The sequence below is a fragment of the Sulfitobacter litoralis genome, assembly GCF_900103185.1.
GTDB classification, from domain to species: Bacteria; Pseudomonadota; Alphaproteobacteria; order Rhodobacterales; family Rhodobacteraceae; genus Sulfitobacter; species Sulfitobacter litoralis.
Genome location: NZ_FNJD01000005.1, coordinates 32270 through 49586 on the forward strand (window position 1 = coordinate 32270; position 17317 = coordinate 49586).

19 protein-coding genes and 1 tRNA gene are annotated in these 17317 nt (G+C 59.4%); 13 read left to right on the forward strand and 7 right to left on the reverse strand.

Annotation, left to right across the window (positions count from 1 at the left end; genetic code table 11):
* The first annotated feature begins 121 nt into the window (after window positions 1-121).
* From BLQ98_RS05790 to BLQ98_RS05800, 3 genes are all read left to right on the forward strand, one after another.
* Window positions 122-577 (forward strand): Lrp/AsnC family transcriptional regulator, encoded by a 456-nt coding sequence (locus BLQ98_RS05790; protein ID WP_093732526.1) that lies wholly within the window; start codon window positions 122-124, stop codon window positions 575-577.
* A gap of 95 nt (window positions 578-672) precedes the next feature.
* Window positions 673-759: transfer RNA gene (locus BLQ98_RS05795), tRNA-Leu, on the forward strand.
* A gap of 148 nt (window positions 760-907) precedes the next feature.
* Entirely contained in the window at window positions 908-2143 is a 1236-nt protein-coding gene (locus BLQ98_RS05800; protein ID WP_093732399.1) for a GAF domain-containing sensor histidine kinase, read from the forward strand.
* 91 nt (window positions 2144-2234) lie between these two features.
* On the opposite strand, the gene metG is transcribed toward BLQ98_RS05800, so the two are convergent.
* Complete coding sequence (gene metG, locus BLQ98_RS05805) at window positions 2235-3947, reverse strand: methionine--tRNA ligase (protein ID WP_093732400.1); 1713 nt, start codon at window positions 3945-3947, stop codon at window positions 2235-2237.
* 55 nt (window positions 3948-4002) lie between these two features.
* Window positions 4003-5232, reverse strand: coding sequence for an MFS transporter (locus BLQ98_RS05810; RefSeq protein WP_093732401.1), 1230 nt, complete (start codon window positions 5230-5232; stop codon window positions 4003-4005).
* 166 nt (window positions 5233-5398) lie between these two features.
* Between BLQ98_RS05810 and BLQ98_RS05815 the strand changes: the two genes are divergently transcribed.
* The 3 genes from BLQ98_RS05815 to BLQ98_RS05825 all read left to right on the forward strand — a co-directional run bounded on the left by BLQ98_RS05815 (window position 5399) and on the right by BLQ98_RS05825 (window position 8079).
* On the forward strand, window positions 5399-6436 hold the full coding sequence (locus tag BLQ98_RS05815) for an aldo/keto reductase (protein ID WP_093732402.1): 1038 nt from the start codon (window positions 5399-5401) through the stop codon (window positions 6434-6436).
* Window positions 6437-6585: 149 nt separating this feature from the next.
* Window positions 6586-7083 (forward strand): lipocalin family protein, encoded by a 498-nt coding sequence (locus BLQ98_RS05820; protein ID WP_093732403.1) that lies wholly within the window; start codon window positions 6586-6588, stop codon window positions 7081-7083.
* 78 nt (window positions 7084-7161) lie between these two features.
* Window positions 7162-8079 carry a DMT family transporter gene (locus BLQ98_RS05825; RefSeq protein ID WP_093732527.1) on the forward strand — a complete coding sequence of 306 codons (918 nt, stop codon included), beginning with the start codon at window positions 7162-7164 and terminating at the stop codon, window positions 8077-8079.
* Between the two features lie 21 nt (window positions 8080-8100).
* Here the strand turns inward: BLQ98_RS05825 and BLQ98_RS05830 are convergent, their stop codons facing one another.
* Together BLQ98_RS05830 and BLQ98_RS05835 are read right to left on the reverse strand one after the other, a co-directional pair.
* Entirely contained in the window at window positions 8101-8796 is a 696-nt protein-coding gene (locus tag BLQ98_RS05830; RefSeq protein WP_093732404.1) for an NUDIX hydrolase, read from the reverse strand.
* A 48-nt stretch (window positions 8797-8844) separates the two neighbouring features.
* Window positions 8845-9249 (reverse strand): DUF983 domain-containing protein, encoded by a 405-nt coding sequence (locus BLQ98_RS05835; RefSeq protein ID WP_093732405.1) that lies wholly within the window; start codon window positions 9247-9249, stop codon window positions 8845-8847.
* 213 nt (window positions 9250-9462) lie between these two features.
* Between BLQ98_RS05835 and BLQ98_RS05845 the strand changes: the two genes are divergently transcribed.
* The 5 genes from BLQ98_RS05845 to BLQ98_RS05865 all read left to right on the forward strand — a co-directional run bounded on the left by BLQ98_RS05845 (window position 9463) and on the right by BLQ98_RS05865 (window position 12238).
* Window positions 9463-10110: an EF-hand domain-containing protein gene (locus BLQ98_RS05845; protein WP_093732407.1), complete on the forward strand. Its 648-nt coding sequence runs from the start codon at window positions 9463-9465 to the stop codon at window positions 10108-10110.
* Window positions 10082-10768, forward strand: a complete 687-nt coding sequence (locus BLQ98_RS05850) for an RNA polymerase sigma factor (protein WP_093732408.1) — start codon at window positions 10082-10084, stop codon at window positions 10766-10768. Before BLQ98_RS05845 ends, BLQ98_RS05850 begins: the two co-directional genes overlap by 29 nt.
* The gene (locus BLQ98_RS05855; protein ID WP_235183798.1) at window positions 10755-11117 is read left to right on the forward strand and encodes a hypothetical protein; all 363 of its coding nucleotides are present in this window, start codon (window positions 10755-10757) and stop codon (window positions 11115-11117) included. Before BLQ98_RS05850 ends, BLQ98_RS05855 begins: the two co-directional genes overlap by 14 nt.
* A 3-nt stretch (window positions 11118-11120) precedes the next feature.
* On the forward strand, window positions 11121-11630 hold the full coding sequence (locus tag BLQ98_RS05860; RefSeq protein ID WP_093732409.1) for a periplasmic heavy metal sensor: 510 nt from the start codon (window positions 11121-11123) through the stop codon (window positions 11628-11630).
* A gap of 113 nt (window positions 11631-11743) precedes the next feature.
* On the forward strand, window positions 11744-12238 hold the full coding sequence (locus BLQ98_RS05865; protein WP_093732410.1) for a hypothetical protein: 495 nt from the start codon (window positions 11744-11746) through the stop codon (window positions 12236-12238).
* 61 nt (window positions 12239-12299) lie between these two features.
* Here the strand turns inward: BLQ98_RS05865 and BLQ98_RS05870 are convergent, their stop codons facing one another.
* From BLQ98_RS05870 to BLQ98_RS05880, 3 genes are read right to left on the reverse strand one after another with little or no spacing between them, the layout of a single operon-like run.
* Window positions 12300-12860 (reverse strand): TadE/TadG family type IV pilus assembly protein, encoded by a 561-nt coding sequence (locus BLQ98_RS05870; protein ID WP_093732411.1) that lies wholly within the window; start codon window positions 12858-12860, stop codon window positions 12300-12302.
* Window positions 12860-13399 (reverse strand): TadE/TadG family type IV pilus assembly protein, encoded by a 540-nt coding sequence (locus BLQ98_RS05875; protein WP_093732412.1) that lies wholly within the window; start codon window positions 13397-13399, stop codon window positions 12860-12862. The genes BLQ98_RS05870 and BLQ98_RS05875 overlap by 1 nt, the downstream gene beginning before the upstream one ends.
* On the reverse strand, window positions 13396-14811 hold the full coding sequence (locus BLQ98_RS05880) for a TadE/TadG family type IV pilus assembly protein (RefSeq protein ID WP_093732413.1): 1416 nt from the start codon (window positions 14809-14811) through the stop codon (window positions 13396-13398). The genes BLQ98_RS05875 and BLQ98_RS05880 overlap by 4 nt, the downstream gene beginning before the upstream one ends.
* A 373-nt stretch (window positions 14812-15184) precedes the next feature.
* On the opposite strand from BLQ98_RS05880, the gene BLQ98_RS05885 reads away from it, so the two are divergent.
* Both BLQ98_RS05885 and BLQ98_RS05890 read left to right on the forward strand, forming a co-directional pair.
* Window positions 15185-16615, forward strand: coding sequence for a Glu/Leu/Phe/Val family dehydrogenase (locus BLQ98_RS05885; protein WP_093732414.1), 1431 nt, complete (start codon window positions 15185-15187; stop codon window positions 16613-16615).
* 248 nt (window positions 16616-16863) lie between these two features.
* Window positions 16864-17172, forward strand: a complete 309-nt coding sequence (locus BLQ98_RS05890; protein WP_093732415.1) for a hypothetical protein — start codon at window positions 16864-16866, stop codon at window positions 17170-17172.
* Window positions 17173-17317 lie beyond the last annotated feature (145 nt).

The following is a 17317-nucleotide window of genomic DNA, read 5'->3' on the forward strand; positions in this document are numbered from 1 at the left end:
TCCAATTAACAATTGCAGTAGAATAGCGCGTGAATAGTAGTATTAGTTCCTGATTCCGGCCAGATTGGTGGGTAAACCGCTTTATTATTGGGCCTTTTACGTGACAAACGACGACTTCAAAATGGACCGCTTCGACGCGGCGATTCTCTCGGTTCTGGCCGAGGACGGTCGCATCAGTATCACCGATCTCGCAAAACGGATCGGCCTGTCCAAATCCCCCACCCAAGCGCGGTTGAGACGGCTGGAAGACAGCGGCATAATTCTGGGCTACCGGGCCCTTTTGGACCCGATCCGCCTGGGGCTGGATCACGTCGCATTTGTCGAGGTCCGTTTGGAAGACACCCGCGAAGTCGCTCTGCGGGCCTTCAACGAGGCCGTGTCCCGTGTGCCTGAAATCGAACAGGCGCATATGATCGCGGGCAATTTCGATTATCTGCTGAAAGTGCGCACGCGTGATATGGCGGCCTACCGTCGATTCCTGGGCGAAACAGTCACCACGCTGCCCTATGTCGCCAACACGTCGACCTATGTTGCGATGGAAGCGGTCAAAGAAATCATGCTTGCGGATAAGACCTGAACCATCCTCTTTCATGATGCGATCTGACGTTTGCACCGCCAAGACAGCATCTGACCATTTACACCGCCCGCAAGCTGGCTATTGTGCGCGTCGATGCGGGCGTGATGGAATGGTAGACATACCAGACTTAAAATCTGTTGGGCCTTGTGCCCGTGTGGGTTCGAGTCCCACCGCCCGCACCACCCTGTAAATAATATATTTTACTTGCTTGCACGGCGAACTATATTCACACCGTAGCCGATTAAAGCGGTTTTTCGAGTGTGATGTGGGCCATTGTTGCCGTACGCCCAGGAATTATGGTAAGCGGCGAAAGTTAACGGGGAGTTCCCATTGGACGACGAAACGCAGCTACGCGCGACTATTCAGGATCATGCCGCCTATTTGCTGGGCTCGCATGATTTCCAATATGACATTGATATGCTCGCGGGCAGTGAAACGGTTGGGACGCTGCTGGAAACGGTGATGTTGGCCACCAACATGCGGTTTGCCGCTGTGGCACGTGTGACGGCGGACCGATGGGTGGCCTGTCGCACGGTGGACGAGGTGAATTTTGGCCTCTCGGCTGGGGACGAGATCGGGATCGATCAGACTTTTTGCCAGTCGGTGCACGAAACCTCGGAAAAAGTCCTGTTTAACAATGTCGCAACGGATGATGTGTATCGTAATCACCCGATCGCGGCGCAGTTCGGCATCGTCAGCTATGCTTCTATTCCTATCAAACGCAGCGATGGGACTTTCTTTGGCACACTATGTGCGATCGACACCGAACCTCGCGACGTAAAGAACCCCCGCGTGGTTGCGATGCTTGAACTTTTCGCGGACACTATCGGCCGCAGTCTCGAGACTGAAGAACGTGTTGAGGCGCAAGAACAGCTGGTCGAACACGAGCGGCAGATGGCCAAGATGCAAGAGGAATTTGTCGCGGTTCTAGGGCACGACCTGCGCAATTCAGTTGCAGCAATGAATGCCGGCGTGCGCCAGCTTGACCGCGAGCCACTGTCGGATAAAGCGCGAAAAATTCTGCCGTTGATGGGCTCCTCGATCCACCGCATGAGCGAGCTGATCGAGAACATCATGCTGCACGCCAAGGCACGGCTTGGCGGTGGTATCCGTATCTCGGCGACGCCTGACGCGCCCCTGTATGACGCGTTGCATCAGATCGTCGAAGAGGTGCGCGCAACTGTCCCCAATCATGAAGTGACGGTAGATTTGCAATTTGACCGACCTGTTAGCTGTGACGCCCCGCGTGTTGCGCAGGCGGTGTCGAACCTGCTGTCCAATGCCGTGCGCCATGCTGATCCCGGGACTGAAATCGCAGTATGCGGGCGCGTTAGTGATGCAGAGGTAGAGATTACCGTGTCAAATCATGGCCGGCCGATCCCTGACGGACTGCGGCAGAAGCTGTTCCAGCCCTATCAGCGCGGCGATGATACTGCCGGAGAGGGGTTGGGCCTTGGCCTCCATATCGCGTCGTCGATTGCGATAGCGCATAGCGGACAGGTCGATGTGACCTGTGAAAATGGCGTCACGACATTTATTTTCCGTCTGCCGTTGCTCGCCGCCTAAACAGGGTGCGGGTCGGGGCCGCTTTGGGATATACGAAAAAGGCCAGCGCACTGCGCTGGCCTTTGTCATTTTCAAAGCGTGGTGCGTAGGATCAGCTGCGCACTCCGGCGAATTTCTCCGCCCATTCATCGCGCTGCTCATCCGTGATTTTTGCAAACAGGACTTCTGGCACTTCAAAGCCGTGACCGGGGGGCAACTGTGCCAATGCGGCGGGCACATCGTCGGGCCATGCTGCATTTTCAACCTTCATGCTCTCTAGCATGCTCGCCGCGGCGGTGGGGATGAAGGGGGCAGAGAGCACGGCATAAAGCGGGATCAGGTTCAGCGCCAGACGCACCTGTGCCGCGGCTTGGTCAGGGTCCGTCTTAAAGGTCGTCCAAGGGGCCTGCGCCTGCAGGTATTCGTTGCCCGCAGCCCAGATCGCGCGCAATTCGGCGGCGGATTTACGGACCTCCATCGCCTCCATTGCGTTTTGATAGCGGGCAACACGTTCGGTCAGATCCGCGATCAGCGCATGTTCCTCGGGGCCGTATTCGCCCGCTGAGGGGACGTCTTCGCTGAACTTCGAGCGGCAGAATTTGGTGATGCGGCTGATAAAGTTGCCCAATACATCCGCCAGATCCTTGTTCACGGAAGACTGGAAATTCTCCCATGTGAATTCGGCGTCCGAGGTTTCGGGCGCGTGGGACAGCAGCCACCAGCGCCAGTAGTCCGCCGGCAGGATTTCAAGCGCCTGGTCCATGAACACACCGCGCCCGCGCGAGGTCGAGAACTGGCCGCCGTCATAATTGAGGTAGTTGAAGGATTTGATGTAATCCACAAGCTTCCACGGCTCATTCGACCCCATGATCGTCGCGGGGAAGCTAAGCGTGTGGAAGGGGACGTTGTCCTTGCCCATGAACTGGGTATAGCGCACGTCGTCCGCGCCCTTGTCGGTGCGCCACCAGCGTTCCCAATCGGTGCCTTTTCCAGCGTCGACCCATTCCTGCGCGCAGGCGATGTATTCGATGGGCGCGTCGAACCAGACGTAGAACACCTTGCCCTCCATGCCCGGCCAATCAGTGTCGCCGCGTTTGACGGGCACGCCCCAGTTCAGGTCGCGGGTGATGCCACGGTCCTGAAGACCGTCGCCATCATGCAGCCATTTCTTCGCGATAGAGGTGGTCAGCACGGGCCAGTCGGCCTTGCTGTTGATCCATGTATCCAGTTTGTCCTTCATCTGCGACTGGCGCAGAAACAGATGCTTGGTCGCGCGCATCTCGAGGTCGGTGGCACCGGACACGGTAGAACGCGGGTTGATCAGGTCCTCGGGGTCGAGCTGTTTGGTGCAGTTGTCACACTGGTCGCCGCGCGCGTCTTCAAAGCCGCAGTTAGGGCAGGTGCCTTCGACATAGCGGTCGGGCAGGAACCGCCCGTCGGTTTCGGAATAGATCTGCCGCTGTTCGACTTCTTCGATCAGGCCTTGGTCATACAGGGCTGCGGCGAAATGCTGGGTCAGCACCTTGTTTTGCGTGCTGGATGACCGGCCAAAGTGATCGAACGACAGGCCGAACCCGTCGGCGATGCGGGCCTGCACCTCGTGCATTTCCGCGCAGTATTCAGCGACCGGTTTGCCCGCCTTGGCCGCAGCCAGTTCCGCCGGCGTGCCGTGTTCATCCGTGGCGCACAGGAACAGCACTTCGTGGCCGCGCCCGCGCAGATAGCGGGCATAGAGGTCCGCGGGCAGTTGGCTGCCCACAAGATTACCCAGATGTTTGATCCCGTTGATATACGGAATGGCGGAGGTGATAAGGTGGCGCGTCATGACTTGGACCCCGAAACTGCTTTTGCACGTCTCTAGCGCAGCGGCGGGGCAAGGGCTAGGGGGCGTCGCGTTCGCGGCTGCGGCGCATCAGGCGCCCAATGGTGAAGGACGTGCGCGGCGCATAGACATAGGGGGTGCGTTTCGCCGCTGTGGGGCGCGCGCGCATGCGGGTCAGACCGAACAAGACCAGCAGACCATGCCCGACCGAGATCATGGTAAACAGCGCCGCGGGGCCAAAGCCTTCGATCAATACCGAGGCCAAATAGGGTGCAAAGATCGCCCCCACGGCAAACCAGAACATCAAGGCGGCTGACAGCTCTACCCGTTCGGAACTGCTGGCAAAGTCATGGGCGTGGGACGCCGCGACGGAATAAATCGGAAACGTTGTGAGGCCAAAGAAGGTCGCGGCAAGGAATACCGCCTGCGTGCCCATGCCAGCAGACATGACCGTCACCGCGCAACTTACCATCGACGCCGCCGACAACCAGATCAGCACCCAGCGGCGGTCGAATTTATCGGCCAGCCAGCCAACGGGAAATTGCGCCATCGCGCCCCCGAGCACGAAGGCTGACAGAAACCACGCGATCTGACCGGCGGTCAGCCCGACCTCTTGCCCGTAGATCGGCCCGACCATCCGGAAAGATGCGCTCGACAGCGCTGCGACGACCACCGCAGCGACGGCCAAGGGGGACCGCTGGATGGCCAGCTTGGGCCGCAACCGTCCCTTTTCAGGGGTTTCGGGTTGGGGCAGGCGTGTCAGCACCAGCGGGATCAGCGCGGCACAACACAAGATCGCCAACAGGTTATAAGACACATAGGATGCAGGTGCGAGCACGCCGATGATCATCTGTGCCGCCAGTGACCCGCTGGTGTCGACAACGCGGTAGGCCCCCATGGTACGGCCGCGCGTCTCATTGGTGACTTTGGCCTGCAACCAAGCCTCAACGACCGTGTAACACCCTGCAACGCAGAATCCCGAGGCGACCCGCATCAATGCCCAGGCATAGGGGTCCAGCACCATCATATGTGACAGCAGCCCGATCGCCCCTGTTGCGGTAAAGGCTGCAAAGGCGCGGCTGTGGCCGACACTGCCCAAAAGACGCGGTGCGCCCCAGCAACCCAGAAAGAACCCCACGAAATGCGCCGACCCCAACAGGCCGATCTGTTGGTTGGTAAAGCCCAGCTGGATGCCCGACAGCACGTCCAATGGCCCCACACCGCCCGACGACAACTGTAGCAAAATGACAGATAAAAAGAGAGCGGCGAAGGAAATGAGAAGGCGCATATTTTGCTACTCTGTTCTCTTTTGCAGGCGAAACCAACGGCCAAAACGATGTCTGTGCGACAATTTTCTTCATCGGGCCTTTGCGCGGCTCCCGTGCCTCTAAAATGACCTTGCGGTGGCAGTGCGGAACAGAAAGGTTAGGCGCAAAGCTAAACGAGGAATTCCGATGCAAAAGAACACACTTGGCCACACCGGTATCGAAGTGACAGATTTCTGTCTGGGCTCAATGACTTGGGGGACGCAGAACACCTCTGACGAAGGTCATGCCCAGATCGAACGCGCGCTTGATGCGGGGATAAATTTTATTGACACCGCCGAGATGTACCCCGTTAATCCGGTCAAAGCCGAAACCATTGGCCGCACCGAAGAGATCATCGGCGAGTGGATCGCAAAGACCGGGCGTCGCGATTTTGTGCTGGCGACGAAACACTCGGGCGCGGGGGCACCGGTACGCGACGGCGCGGGGATTTCATCTGACACGATCCGCAGCACGCTTGAGGCGTCATTGAAGCGGATGAACACCGATTACGTCGACCTTTATCAGTTTCACTGGCCCAACCGTGGCAGCTATATGTTCCGCAAGAACTGGGACTATGACCCCTCGTCGCAGAACCGCGCAGAGACGATGGCCCATATGGAAGACTGCATGGGCGCGCTGCAAGACGAAGTGACCCGCGGCACCATCCGCGCCTTCGGGCTGAGCAACGAAACCGCTTGGGGTCTGACCCAATGGGTGAATGCAGCGGAGCGGACAGGCGGCCCGCGTCCGGTCTCTGTGCAGAATGAATATTCGCTGTTGAACCGCATTGCCGATAGCGACGTGGCAGAGACATGCCACAACGAAGAGATTGGCATGCTGTCCTACTCTCCTTTGGGGGCAGGTCTGTTGACCGGCAAGTACCAGAGCGGCGCGATACCCGAAGGGTCGCGGATGGCGATCAACGGGGATTTGGGCGGGCGCAAGACAGACCGCGCGTTTGCTGCCGTAGAGGATTATTTGCAGCTTGCGCAGAAACACGGGCTGGACCCGGTTCAGATGTCGATGGCGTTCGCGCGGCAACGGCCCTTTATGGCGTCGGTGATCTTTGGCGCGACGTCGCTTGACCAGCTTGACGTTATTCTGGGGGCCATTGACTTGCATCTTGATGACGAGGTGATGGCCGATCTGGATGCCGCCCACAAAGCCCATCCAATGCCCTTCTGAACCAACGCAGCCCCAGCCCCGATACCATAGGAGATTTCGATGCCGCCTACCATGAACAAGGACGTATTCATCACGTGTGGCGTATCGGGGTCTGGGTGCGGTCTGTTTGTCGGGCATGAAAGCCTCGGCCCAACGAAAAGGCCCGCTACATGAAGCGGGCGCTTTGGGCGTTGGCCCTGCTTGCCGGGTGCTCTGCTCCTGCGCCCGAAACGGCGAAAGGTCTGCGCGACACCAAGGCGCTGATCGGGGCCACCAGCCGCTATGATGCGGCCCGCTTCAAGGGGGCTTGGGTGGTGCGCGATAGCTTTGGCGACGGCGTGGCGCAGGTCGCCTTGGTCGAGACAACCAAAGGGCCGGCGTTCCAATTGTGCGCGCAGACAGGGTGCCCTGACGGCGGTACCCTTTGGCTGGCGCAGCAACAGGGGCAGGGGCGGTATGCGCTGTCCCTTGCTGACGGTACCACGCGTGCGCTTTGGGTACTTTGGGTCGACGAAGGGTTCCGCACGGCGGTGGTCGGAAATCCGGCTGGAGACTTCGGCTGGATTCTCGACCGCAGCGCCACGGGCGGCGCAGACCGGATCGCGGCAGCCCGCGAGATACTGGACTTTAACGGCTATGACACGGGTCAGCTTGGGATGCCGCGATGACCCCGATAGGCTGGCAGGAACAGGCGTGGGTGGCGGTGTCCTTTGGCCCGCGCATCACACGAGGGCTGGAATATGGGCATGGGTGATACGATGCCTGACCTGTGGGTCCTCGTGACGCTCGCCGCTGCGGTGTTCCAGACCGGGCGTTTCATGCTGCAGAAATATCTGGCCACCGCGACATTGTCGGCGGCGGGGGCGACGTTCTCAAGGTTCCTGTATTCCGCGCCATTTATCGTGCTGGGCCTTGCGGCCTATCTGATGCTCAGCGCGACGCCTTTGCCGGCCCTAGGTCCGGGGTTCTGGGTGCACGGGCTGATGGGGGGGATGGCGCAGATATTGGCGACCGTTTGTGTCGTGCTGTTGTTCAAACAGCGTAACTTTGCCGTCGGGATCACGTTCAAGAAAACCGAAGTTATCCTGACCGTGCTGGTCGGATGGGTCATTCTGGGCGAGGGCGTCAGCGCCACCGGCTTTGCCGCGATTGCCCTAGGCGTGGTGGGGTTGCTGCTGCTGTCCGGCGGTGCCGAGGCAAAAGGCTTTCACCTGCGCGACTTGCGCAACCGCGCGGCGGGGCTGGGGGTTGCATCCGGCGCGTTGTTCGCCGTTTCCGCTGTGTCCTACCGCGGGGCGTCGCTGGCGGTGATGACAGAGCAGCCTGTGCTGCGCGCGGGGGTGACCCTTGCGGCGGTGGTTGTGATGCAATCGGTCATCATGGCCGTTTACCTGCGCCTGCGCGAACCGGGTCAAATCCGCGATGTCTGGCGCGCGCGCCGTGTCGCGGTCTGGATCGGCCTCACGTCTATGGGCGGATCGCTGTGTTGGTTCATCGCCTTCACGTTGCAGAACGCGGCCTATGTCAAAGCCTTGGGGCAAGTGGAGCTTATCTTGAGTGTTGCGGCCACTACGCTGTTCTTCCGCGAAAAGATCAGCACCCGCGAAGCTGCGGGCATGGCTGTGCTGATCGCGTCGATCCTGATGCTGGTTGTGGTGGCCTAGGGGAAGCGCAGGGGGCGCTGCTTAGCTTGGCAACGGGCGGCCGCGCAGTCGCAAGAACAGGCTCTCTTCGTCGTTGTTCTTGAAATACGGCACGGACGCGGGCGGCTCGAGTTGCCGCGCGCGGGCCTCTACTTCGGCCAGAACGACCTCTGTGATGAAGGGCATATCGAATTTTCGGGCGTCCGACAGGGCGACCCATTGCAGATGCGAAAGCTCGTCACAGGCGTCGTCGAAATTGTCCAGATCGGTAGCGATATCGTCGGCATCGACCAGAAAGAAACGCGCGTCAAAGCGGCGCGGACGGCCGGGAGGCGTCAGCGCGCGGAAAACAAATTGCAGCGGGGCCGCGTGGGGCAGGTAGCCGCGCTGTGCAAAGGTCAGCCAATCGGCAGGGGGCGTGCCCTCCCATGCGCCTTTTTGGCCAAGGATCAGGCCGGTCTCTTCCCAAAGCTCGCGGATCGCGGCCACCACCAAGGCATGTGCAAGGCTGCCATCGGCGTCTTCGGCCAGACGGTTCTGGCAGGTTTCATCCACCATGCTGGCCAGCGTCACCTGCGCATCGCCCAGATCGACAGCACCGCCCGGAAAGACGAATTTATTGGGCATGAAGGCCGCCGTCGCACCGCGTTGCCCCATCAGGATCCGCGGGGCGGTGTGCCGGTCGCGGATCACAATCACCGTGGCTGCGTTGCGGATTTTGCTTTTATCGATTGTCATCGCCTTGCCCCATGTCCTGTTTTTCTAGCGGGGCTTTTGGGGTCCCGGTCAGCTGGTGCTGCCGAACCCGCCCATGCGCTTTGCCCATTGGAAGCCAATCATGGCCCCTTTCATTCTAGGCAGAAGGTAGAGGGACAATCCGACGCAGCCAACCGAAAAGATTGTAAACAGCGTCAGCGGCTCGGGGCGCCAGACCACAAAGGCGATGTGCAGCCCCGGGGCCAGTAGGTGCCCGACAACGAGGATCGTCAGATAGGCCGGACCATCATCGGCGCGGTGGTGGAACAGCTCTTGGCCGCAGACGGTGCAGGTATCATTGACCTTCAGATAGCTTTTCAGCATCGGACCGGCCCCGCAGTTGGGGCATTTACGCCGCCAGCCGCGCAGCAGAGATTTCTTCATGCTGCGTTCATCGGTGTCTACGTGAGGCATATCTATGGTCTGGTCAGTCATCTTGGCTTCCTTGTTCGCATCCTACATGCGGCCAAAACGCCCCGAAATAAAGGGATCTTGGGGCAGTTGCGTCGCCATGTCGCAAAGCCCGTGCAGGGGTGCCCAAAACTTTTTCACATTTTTTGCGACGGAATGTCGGGCGGCTGTCGTTTGAACCGGTATCGCCACGCTGAAAACGGTGGGCGTTAGATAGATCACCAAAGGAAGAAACAGATGACAAAACGAGCAAATCTTCAGATCGCACTCTTGAGCGGCTTGATCGCATTGGGCGGCACGACACTGGTCGCGCAGAATGCGGATAAGGCAGAGGGCGGCAAGCAAAGCCACTTTGTCCAGTTGGACACCGACATGAACGGTGAAGTCACTGCCGAAGAAATGAAAGCCCAGGCTGCGGCACGTTTCGCTGCTGCTGACGCGGATGGCGACGGCTTCCTGACACAGGATGAACTGGCCGCCGCAGCCAAGGCACGCCACGCCGAGCGCAGCCAGCGCATGCTGGAGAAGCTGGACACCGACGGCAACGGGTCGCTGTCCGCGACCGAGCTTGAAGCCATGGGCGAAGGTAAAGGCGACCGGATGGCCAAGCGTCACGACAAGATGATGAAGCGCATGGACGCCGACAAAGACGGCAAGCTGTCGATGGAAGAAATGGGCGGACGTCACAGCCCCGAGCAGATGATCGAAAAGCTGGACACCGACAAGAACGGATCGCTGAGCGCCGAGGAATTTGCCAAAGCCCGTATGGGAGGCAAACATCACGGCAAGCGCGGCGGTCATGACGGTAAAGACGGGCACGGCAAGCCCGGTAAACACTTGAAGCACGACAAGTCCGATGACAGCGACGCGGCTGCAACGGAATAAGGCAAGCATGCGGGCGCGCTTGAACGGCGCGCCCGCAAAGGCTACGTCCGGCTTGATGAATATGCAGGATACCTCTGATGCCGATACGGCGGATGACCCCGAACGCGCCTTGCTGCACCGCTATGTGCAGGGGGATGCGGCGGCGGCACGGCTGTTGACGGTTCAGCTGACACCGCGCATCTTTGGTCACGCCTTCCGCATTCTGGGCAACGCGGCCGAGGCTGAAGACGTGACGCAAGACGCGCTGATGCGCCTGTGGAAGATCGCACCGGACTGGCGCGATGGAGAAGCGAAGGTAACAACTTGGCTGTACCGTGTAACCGCCAACCTGTGCACCGACCGGCTGCGCAAACGCGGCCGTGGTGTCCCGCTCGAGGACATCGCGGAACCCGCCGATCCGGCGGAAAGCGCGGAGGCCCGGCTGCAGCGCACGGCGCGCGAGGATGCCTTGCAAGCGGCGCTGGACACCTTGCCCGAGCGGCAGCGGCAGGCGGTGGTGCTGCGCCACATAGACGGGTTGGCGAACCCCGAGATCGCGACCATTCTGGATGTCGGGGTCGAAGCGGTTGAAAGCCTGACCGCTCGGGGCAAAAGGGCTTTGGCGAAACTTTTGGGCGCAAGACGTGACGCCTTGGGATACGATGATGACAAAACGTGAAACAGATACGCTAGAGGCGCATTTCGAACAGGCGCGGGCGACCCCGCCGCAGATGCCTGCCGGCATGATGGACCGGCTGATCGCCGATGCACTGGCGGCACAGCCCGCCCCTGCGATAGGGGGCTGGCGTGGCTTCTGGCGCGCCATCGGCGGTGCACCTGCCTTGGGCGGGCTGATCACGGCAACGGCTGTCGGGTTCTGGATCGGGGTCGCCCCGCCAAGCGGCCTGCCGGATGTTGCGACGCAGATCATCACCGGCGGCGACGATTACATCGTAGCCGATGCGACATCGCTGGACACCTATACGTCAGATCTGACGGCGTTTGGCTGGGACTTGGACGAGGGATAGAAGATGGCAGGCTTTGCATTCAAAAGCACGAAGACACTGCGGTGGGCCTTGGGGCTGTCGCTGGGGGTGAACCTGCTGGTGCTGGGGCTGGTTGCGGGGGCGGCCTATCGCTTTGACGGGCCGCATGGTGGCGCGATGCGGCACATGCGCGACTATGGCACGCCCTACGTCATGGCGCTGCCCGAAGAACGCCGCCGCGCCGTCTTTGCCGATGCGCGAAAGGGACGCGAGGATAAATCCGTTAGCCGTGCCGCACGCCGCGCATTGTACCAAGACGCACTGTCCGCCATCCGCGCAGAGCCCTTTGACCCCGCAGAAGCACGCCGCGTGCTGGACCTGCAACGCGACGCCACGCTGACCGTGCAGCAAACCGTTCAAAACGCGTGGTTAGCCGAGCTGGCCGAGATGTCAGCGACCGAGCGTGCAGCCTATGCCGATCGTGTCGAGGAAATGCTCAAGCGCGGCAAAAAAGGCAAACACGACGGCGCAAAGCCTCCGAAGGCCGGTCAATAAGCTGGCAACCGGCCCCGGTAGTCAGGGCTTGCCGTGCGGGATTGCGTGGCGCGGGCTTGCCAAATGCGCGCCCGGCGCGGTAGGCAAGGCGACCCTAACGAAAGTCGCGGCCCATGCTCTCTGAATTCACCAACCCAAACGAAGTTCTTGCCACTACGCGGGCCTCCTCTGGGCGGCGGGCCATTGGGTTGACGGCGCTTGGGATACTGGGGCTGTTCCTGATCTACGTCGCGTTCACGTCGTCGCCCGGTTTCGGGTGGCAGGTGTTTTTGCTGGCAATGGGGGGGCTGGCCCTTTGGATGGCCGACAAAATGCGCCGTGCCACCGCTGGCGCAATCGAGCTGACCCCGACCGAATTGCGCGACACCGACGGCACAGTGATTGCGCGGGTCGAGGATATTATCGGGCTGGATCGCGGTGTGTTTGCCTTCAAGCCGTCCAACGGCTTTTTGCTGCGGACCAAAGCAGGCACTGGCGGTGATCGGGTCTGGCGTCCTGGTCTGTGGTGGCGCATCGGTCGTCGCGTCGGCATTGGCGGCATGACACCCGGCAATCAGACCAAGTTCATGTCCGAGATCATTTCCGCCATGATGGCAGAGCGTTCTTAAGATAGAAAAAGGCCCGCAGGCAGATCGCCGCGGGCCTTATTCTTTGCTGTGCTGCCGGAATTTACGCCCCGTCTGAATAGAGAACCCAAGGGGCATAACGTGGGCGGGTAAAGACGAAGTTCTTTACCTCTTGCACCGGTAGTCCGATGTTGAAGGGTGGTGAAAACGATGTCCAGGTTTCGGTGATGGTGATATATTCCCCATCTTCGAGCTCGGGGATGCGGTTTGTCCAGCTGGTCACATCTGCCTGGGTCGCGTCCGTCAGATTGCCTCGGGCGCGTGACCAGTGCAGCAAGAAACGCTTGTTCGCTTGGTCATATTTTGCCGAGGTGATCCGCACCGTCGCCGGCCCGGAAGAGCGCGTCATATAATCCAGCAGATCCCGAACACCGTCCATATATGCGGTGTCCATTGGCAATGTCTCGCGCGAGATCATGTCGCCGATGGTATAGGCCGCTTTTTGGTTGGTGTAGTACTCCTGATAGGTCTGGAAAAAAGTGAACATCGCCAGATAGACCCAAAATACCATGGGCATGATGATAACGGCCTCGATCGAGGCGCTACCGTCTTGGTCGCGCAGAAAACGCGCGAATACACGGCGTTTGAAATAAGAGGTAACCATTAGCTTGGCTCCTGAACAAAGGAGGATACGGCGTACATGCTGCCTTGACCCGCGCCGTCGGTCTCGAACTTGAAGCCCATGGCGCTGCCCGGCAGCATCGGGTCGAATTTAACGCAGGCCCGCAGCAGCATCAGCTGGTGCTGCGCCCCAAGGCTAAAACCACGCTCGGGCTCGACGGGCATCGATTTATCGACGCAGTCGGGAGCTGCATTCATAGCGGCAAAGTTGCGCGGATCGACCAGGACCATTTCAAGGCGCAACGTATCTTTGCAGTCGCCGATATAGCCGACACTGTCGCAGATCATCGTCTTGATCAAGTCGTGGGTGACCGTCGCGCGGGTGTTTAACCGGATATACCGCACCGCAGTCTCGAGCCCACGGTTCAGGTGGAACTGGCGCAGCGAATATAGGCTGACCTCGACCGAGGCGAGGAACATGCCAAAGATCAACGGAAAGAGAATGACAAATTCGATCAGAACAACCGCGCCTTCCTCGCCCCGGCGGAACCGGCACAGCGCTTGTGAAATGCGGGCGATCATTGGGTCAGCCTCAGCTGGTTGATCTGGCGGGCAATGGCGCGAAAGGCCTCGGAAAGCTCGACCCCTTCCACTCGGAAGAAGTGACTGGGCGAGGACGCGCAGTTTTGCATCGCGGGGACATCGTCGTCATGTACCTCAAAGCCGATGGTCCAGATCACAATCCGCTTGGCTTTGGCTGCATCACAGATGTTCGACAGCAGGGTGTTGCCCAGCGATTTGTTGTACTTGTGATAATAGAAGTAGCTCCAATAACGATAGTCTACCTCATTACGGAGGTACCACCAGAGATTGTATTTATTCCAGTGAACATATTCGCTTTCGCTGTCGTAATAGTTGCTGCGAATACGGTACGAATTGTCATTCGCCCCGTCAGTCATCAAGATGACTGTCTTGAGGGTCTCTGGGTCATCATAGCTGGCAGGTCGGTTGTAAAATTGGCCGTCCACATGGCCAGCGTTCACCAGCGCGTTGTTGATGTCACGGAACGATGGATCCAGCATCGTCGCCGCCCATTTCATCCCGAGGAAAATCGACGTACCCGCGCGTGGTACAAGTTGGTTGATCTGGCTCTTTAGTGTAAGGCTGTTTTGCGAGAAAGGGGCGATGCGTTCATAGCTGTAGCGTGGACAGATCGTGTCGTCGCGGTAGTTGTTGCGACCGTCATAGTTCCACTGGAAATGCTGCATCTGGTCGTGCGTCGTGCTGGTATTCAGCGCGGCCGAGTTGAATTCATCGTCGGCGAATTCCAGGCAGTGAGAGTAATCGTGTTTCTTGTTCACACGCATGCGATCCAGGATCATAGGACCTGCGTTGACCTGTTCGGAGTAGGGGATCATCGAAACAGAGATCAGGTCTTCGTTCTCTGTTTTCAGCACCGTGTCCAAGAAAATCCCGGCGGCGTTTTTCAGCTCGCTCAGGCGGTTGTTAAGAGCCATCGACCCCGAGATATCGAGCACGAGAGAGACTTCGACCTTCGCAACGCGTTCTTCGGCCTGACTGTGCGCGGGCACATTGAGTGTCGGGAAGCCGAAGCGACCGATGAACTGCGTGTCCATCTCCTTGGACGCGTCAATGGTCACGGTGCGATAGTTCAACCCGTCGTCAACCACGACATTTGAAAGAAAATCGGTCATACCGGATTTTGCAAAATAGTCTGCAACCACGGCTTTGGGGTCGCGCATCTGGTCCAGATCGGCGGCGGCTAGAACGGCACGGTCAGAGACGGCCTGCAGGCGCGAACGTTCCATCTCGTGGCGCATGAAGTCAAGCTGGATGCCGCCTACCGCGACCATCATCATGATCATGAACAGCGCGAGGATTGTGACCAGCCCATCGTCCTCACGTGCAAACCGCGAAAGGCGATTGCGCAGCGGGAGGGCGACCCAAGTATTCACGGTATTTTTGACCGACATGTCCACGTCCTTTTTGGTGCGATCCCTGCGACAAGAGGCGTATGGGCGGATCGGCGTTGACGACAGATATGCGGGCTGAAGGTGGCTGAAATAGGGCGAAATACGTTTAAAAAAGTGTATACTGAAGCCGTTTTGAAGGCACATACCGGCACGACAGGCCAGCTGAATGCCATGGTTGAGCGCCTTAGCTGGATTGATCCGCGGTCAATGAGGCTAAGACACCACGAATAAAAGTTTTCAAACTGATTAAAAAATGTGCAAAAACTTTGGAAATTGGTGATTTGCAGCTTTGCTTGGCGCAGGTGCTATGTTCAATAGGCGAGGCGATGAACTGGCCCGGTTAAGGGTCGCAGAGCCAAATTAGGAGCGTAGAATGAACCCCGGAACCGAACCGAGCTTTCGCGATAGTGTCGACATCATGTTTAACCGGGCGGTTGCCCTGATGGACCTTTCGCCGGGTCTTGAGGAAAAGATTCGCGTGTGTAACGCGACCTATACGGTACGTTTCGGGGTGCGGTTGCGCGGGGGTATCCAGACCTTCACCGGCTACCGCTCTGTTCACTCCGAGCATATGGAGCCGGTCAAGGGCGGCATCCGCTACAGCCCCGGCGTGAACCAGAACGAAGTGGAAGCGCTGGCGGCGTTGATGACCTATAAATGCGCGCTGGTCGAAGCGCCGTTTGGGGGCTCCAAAGGTGGGTTGTGCATTGATCCGCGCGACTATGATGAACACGAGCTGGAACTGATTACCCGTCGTTTTGCCTATGAGCTGATCAAACGCGACATGATCAACCCGGCGCAAAACGTACCCGCCCCCGACATGGGCACCGGCGAGCGCGAGATGGCTTGGATCGCGGACCAGTACAAACGTATGAACACCACGGATATCAACGGGGTAGCCTGTGTGACGGGCAAGCCGATCAACGCAGGCGGCATCCACGGCCGCACTGAAGCGACGGGCCGCGGCGTACAATATGCGCTGCATGCGTTCTTCCGTGATCCTCAGGGCATGGCAAAAGCGGGCCTGGGCGGTGAGCTGGACGGCAAGCGCGTCGTCGTGCAGGGCTTGGGCAACGTAGGCTATCATGCCGCCAAGTTCCTGAGCGAAGAGGATGGCTGCAAGATCACCGCGATCATTGAACGTGATGGCGCGTTGTTCGATGACCGTGGTCTTGATGTGGAAGAGGTGCACCGCTGGATTTCCATGCACGGCACGATCAAGGGCTATCCCGATGCGCCCCTTGAGGAAGATGGTGCCAAGCTGCTGGAAGCGGAATGTGACATCCTGATCCCTGCGGCGATGGAAGGGGTGATCAATCTGACCAACGCGCATAGCATCAAGGCCCCGCTGATCGTCGAAGCCGCCAACGGCCCTGTAACCGCCGGTGCCGATGATATCCTGCGTGCAAAAGGCGTGGTGATCATCCCTGACATGTACGCCAACGCTGGCGGTGTGACGGTATCCTATTTCGAATGGGTCAAGAACCTGAGCCACATCCGCTTTGGCCGGATGCAGCGGCGCAACGAGGAAAGCCGGCACCAGCTGCTGGTGGACGAGCTGGAACGTCTGAGCGCCGATAGCGGTGTCGGCTGGCAATTGAGCCCGAACTTCAAAGACAAGTATCTGCGAGGTGCAGGGGAGCTTGAGCTGGTCCGCTCCGGTCTTTACGATACGATGAGCGACGCCTACCGGTCGATGGCGGAAGTCTGGCACAGCCGCGATGATGTCGACGACCTGCGCACCGCCGCCTATCTGGTCAGCATCGGCAAAGTCGCTGCCAGTTACCGCGCCAAGGGGCTGTAAGCCACGCGCGGCCAGGTGCTCGCCACGAAAAGTTCCCCGAGGGCCGCTGTGAGGGTGGCCTTCGGCAAAGACGCGCCAGACTGTTCGGAGGCGCGCTGCGGAAAACCGCTCGGATACTTGTATTCCACCCGGCTCTGGCTAGGTTTTTACGCAATAGGCAGCCCGCCACCCCCTCGTGAGCGCCATTTCTGTTGGTTGTGCGCAAGGGAACTGCGGTGGTATCGCCAAAAACATTAGGAGATGTGACGATGAAATTTGGTAAACTTATGATCGCCGCGGCGCTGGCCGCTTCCAGTGCACCAGCCTTTGCCGCAACGAGCGCGGAGACCGATTGTCAGTATCAGGCGGATGTCGTCCAGGCTGTGCGCCAGGCGCGCATCGACCGCGTGAAAGAGCGTGAGGTACCGGACCACATTGCGTCCCAGAACCCGCAGTGGCCGGATCGCTACGACGCCGTTGTGCCGCTGGTTGCGCCTTGGGTGTATGAGATGAAAATGCGTGACGTGAAAAAAAATGACCTGTCTGCTGCTTGGAACGAGATGTGTCTAGGCCAGTGACGGGGCCGGAGCGCGATCTATAGTGCTGACGCATCTGTTGGGGCGGTGACAAGGGGGCCAGCCCCCATCGCCCTGACGGGCGATCCCCCCGGCGTTTATTTGGCAAAATGAAGCCGGCATTGGAGGCTTTGGGTTCTGGACTTTG

Coding starts and splice junctions, on each gene's coding strand:
- BLQ98_RS05790 (WP_093732526.1), top strand. CDS start 122: ATGGACCGCTTCGACGCGGCGATTCTCTCGGTTCTGGCCGAGGACGGT.
- metG (WP_093732400.1), bottom strand. CDS start 3,947: ATGACGCGCCACCTTATCACCTCCGCCATTCCGTATATCAACGGGATC.
- BLQ98_RS05810 (WP_093732401.1), bottom strand. CDS start 5,232: ATGCGCCTTCTCATTTCCTTCGCCGCTCTCTTTTTATCTGTCATTTTG.
- BLQ98_RS05815 (WP_093732402.1), top strand. CDS start 5,399: ATGCAAAAGAACACACTTGGCCACACCGGTATCGAAGTGACAGATTTC.
- BLQ98_RS05820 (WP_093732403.1), top strand. CDS start 6,586: ATGAAGCGGGCGCTTTGGGCGTTGGCCCTGCTTGCCGGGTGCTCTGCT.
- BLQ98_RS05825 (WP_093732527.1), top strand. CDS start 7,162: ATGGGTGATACGATGCCTGACCTGTGGGTCCTCGTGACGCTCGCCGCT.
- BLQ98_RS05830 (WP_093732404.1), bottom strand. CDS start 8,796: ATGACAATCGATAAAAGCAAAATCCGCAACGCAGCCACGGTGATTGTG.
- BLQ98_RS05835 (WP_093732405.1), bottom strand. CDS start 9,249: ATGACTGACCAGACCATAGATATGCCTCACGTAGACACCGATGAACGC.
- BLQ98_RS05845 (WP_093732407.1), top strand. CDS start 9,463: ATGACAAAACGAGCAAATCTTCAGATCGCACTCTTGAGCGGCTTGATC.
- BLQ98_RS05850 (WP_093732408.1), top strand. CDS start 10,082: ATGACAGCGACGCGGCTGCAACGGAATAAGGCAAGCATGCGGGCGCGC.
- BLQ98_RS05855 (WP_235183798.1), top strand. CDS start 10,755: ATGACAAAACGTGAAACAGATACGCTAGAGGCGCATTTCGAACAGGCG.
- BLQ98_RS05860 (WP_093732409.1), top strand. CDS start 11,121: ATGGCAGGCTTTGCATTCAAAAGCACGAAGACACTGCGGTGGGCCTTG.
- BLQ98_RS05865 (WP_093732410.1), top strand. CDS start 11,744: ATGCTCTCTGAATTCACCAACCCAAACGAAGTTCTTGCCACTACGCGG.
- BLQ98_RS05870 (WP_093732411.1), bottom strand. CDS start 12,860: ATGGTTACCTCTTATTTCAAACGCCGTGTATTCGCGCGTTTTCTGCGC.
- BLQ98_RS05875 (WP_093732412.1), bottom strand. CDS start 13,399: ATGATCGCCCGCATTTCACAAGCGCTGTGCCGGTTCCGCCGGGGCGAG.
- BLQ98_RS05880 (WP_093732413.1), bottom strand. CDS start 14,811: ATGTCGGTCAAAAATACCGTGAATACTTGGGTCGCCCTCCCGCTGCGC.
- BLQ98_RS05885 (WP_093732414.1), top strand. CDS start 15,185: ATGAACCCCGGAACCGAACCGAGCTTTCGCGATAGTGTCGACATCATG.
- BLQ98_RS05890 (WP_093732415.1), top strand. CDS start 16,864: ATGAAATTTGGTAAACTTATGATCGCCGCGGCGCTGGCCGCTTCCAGT.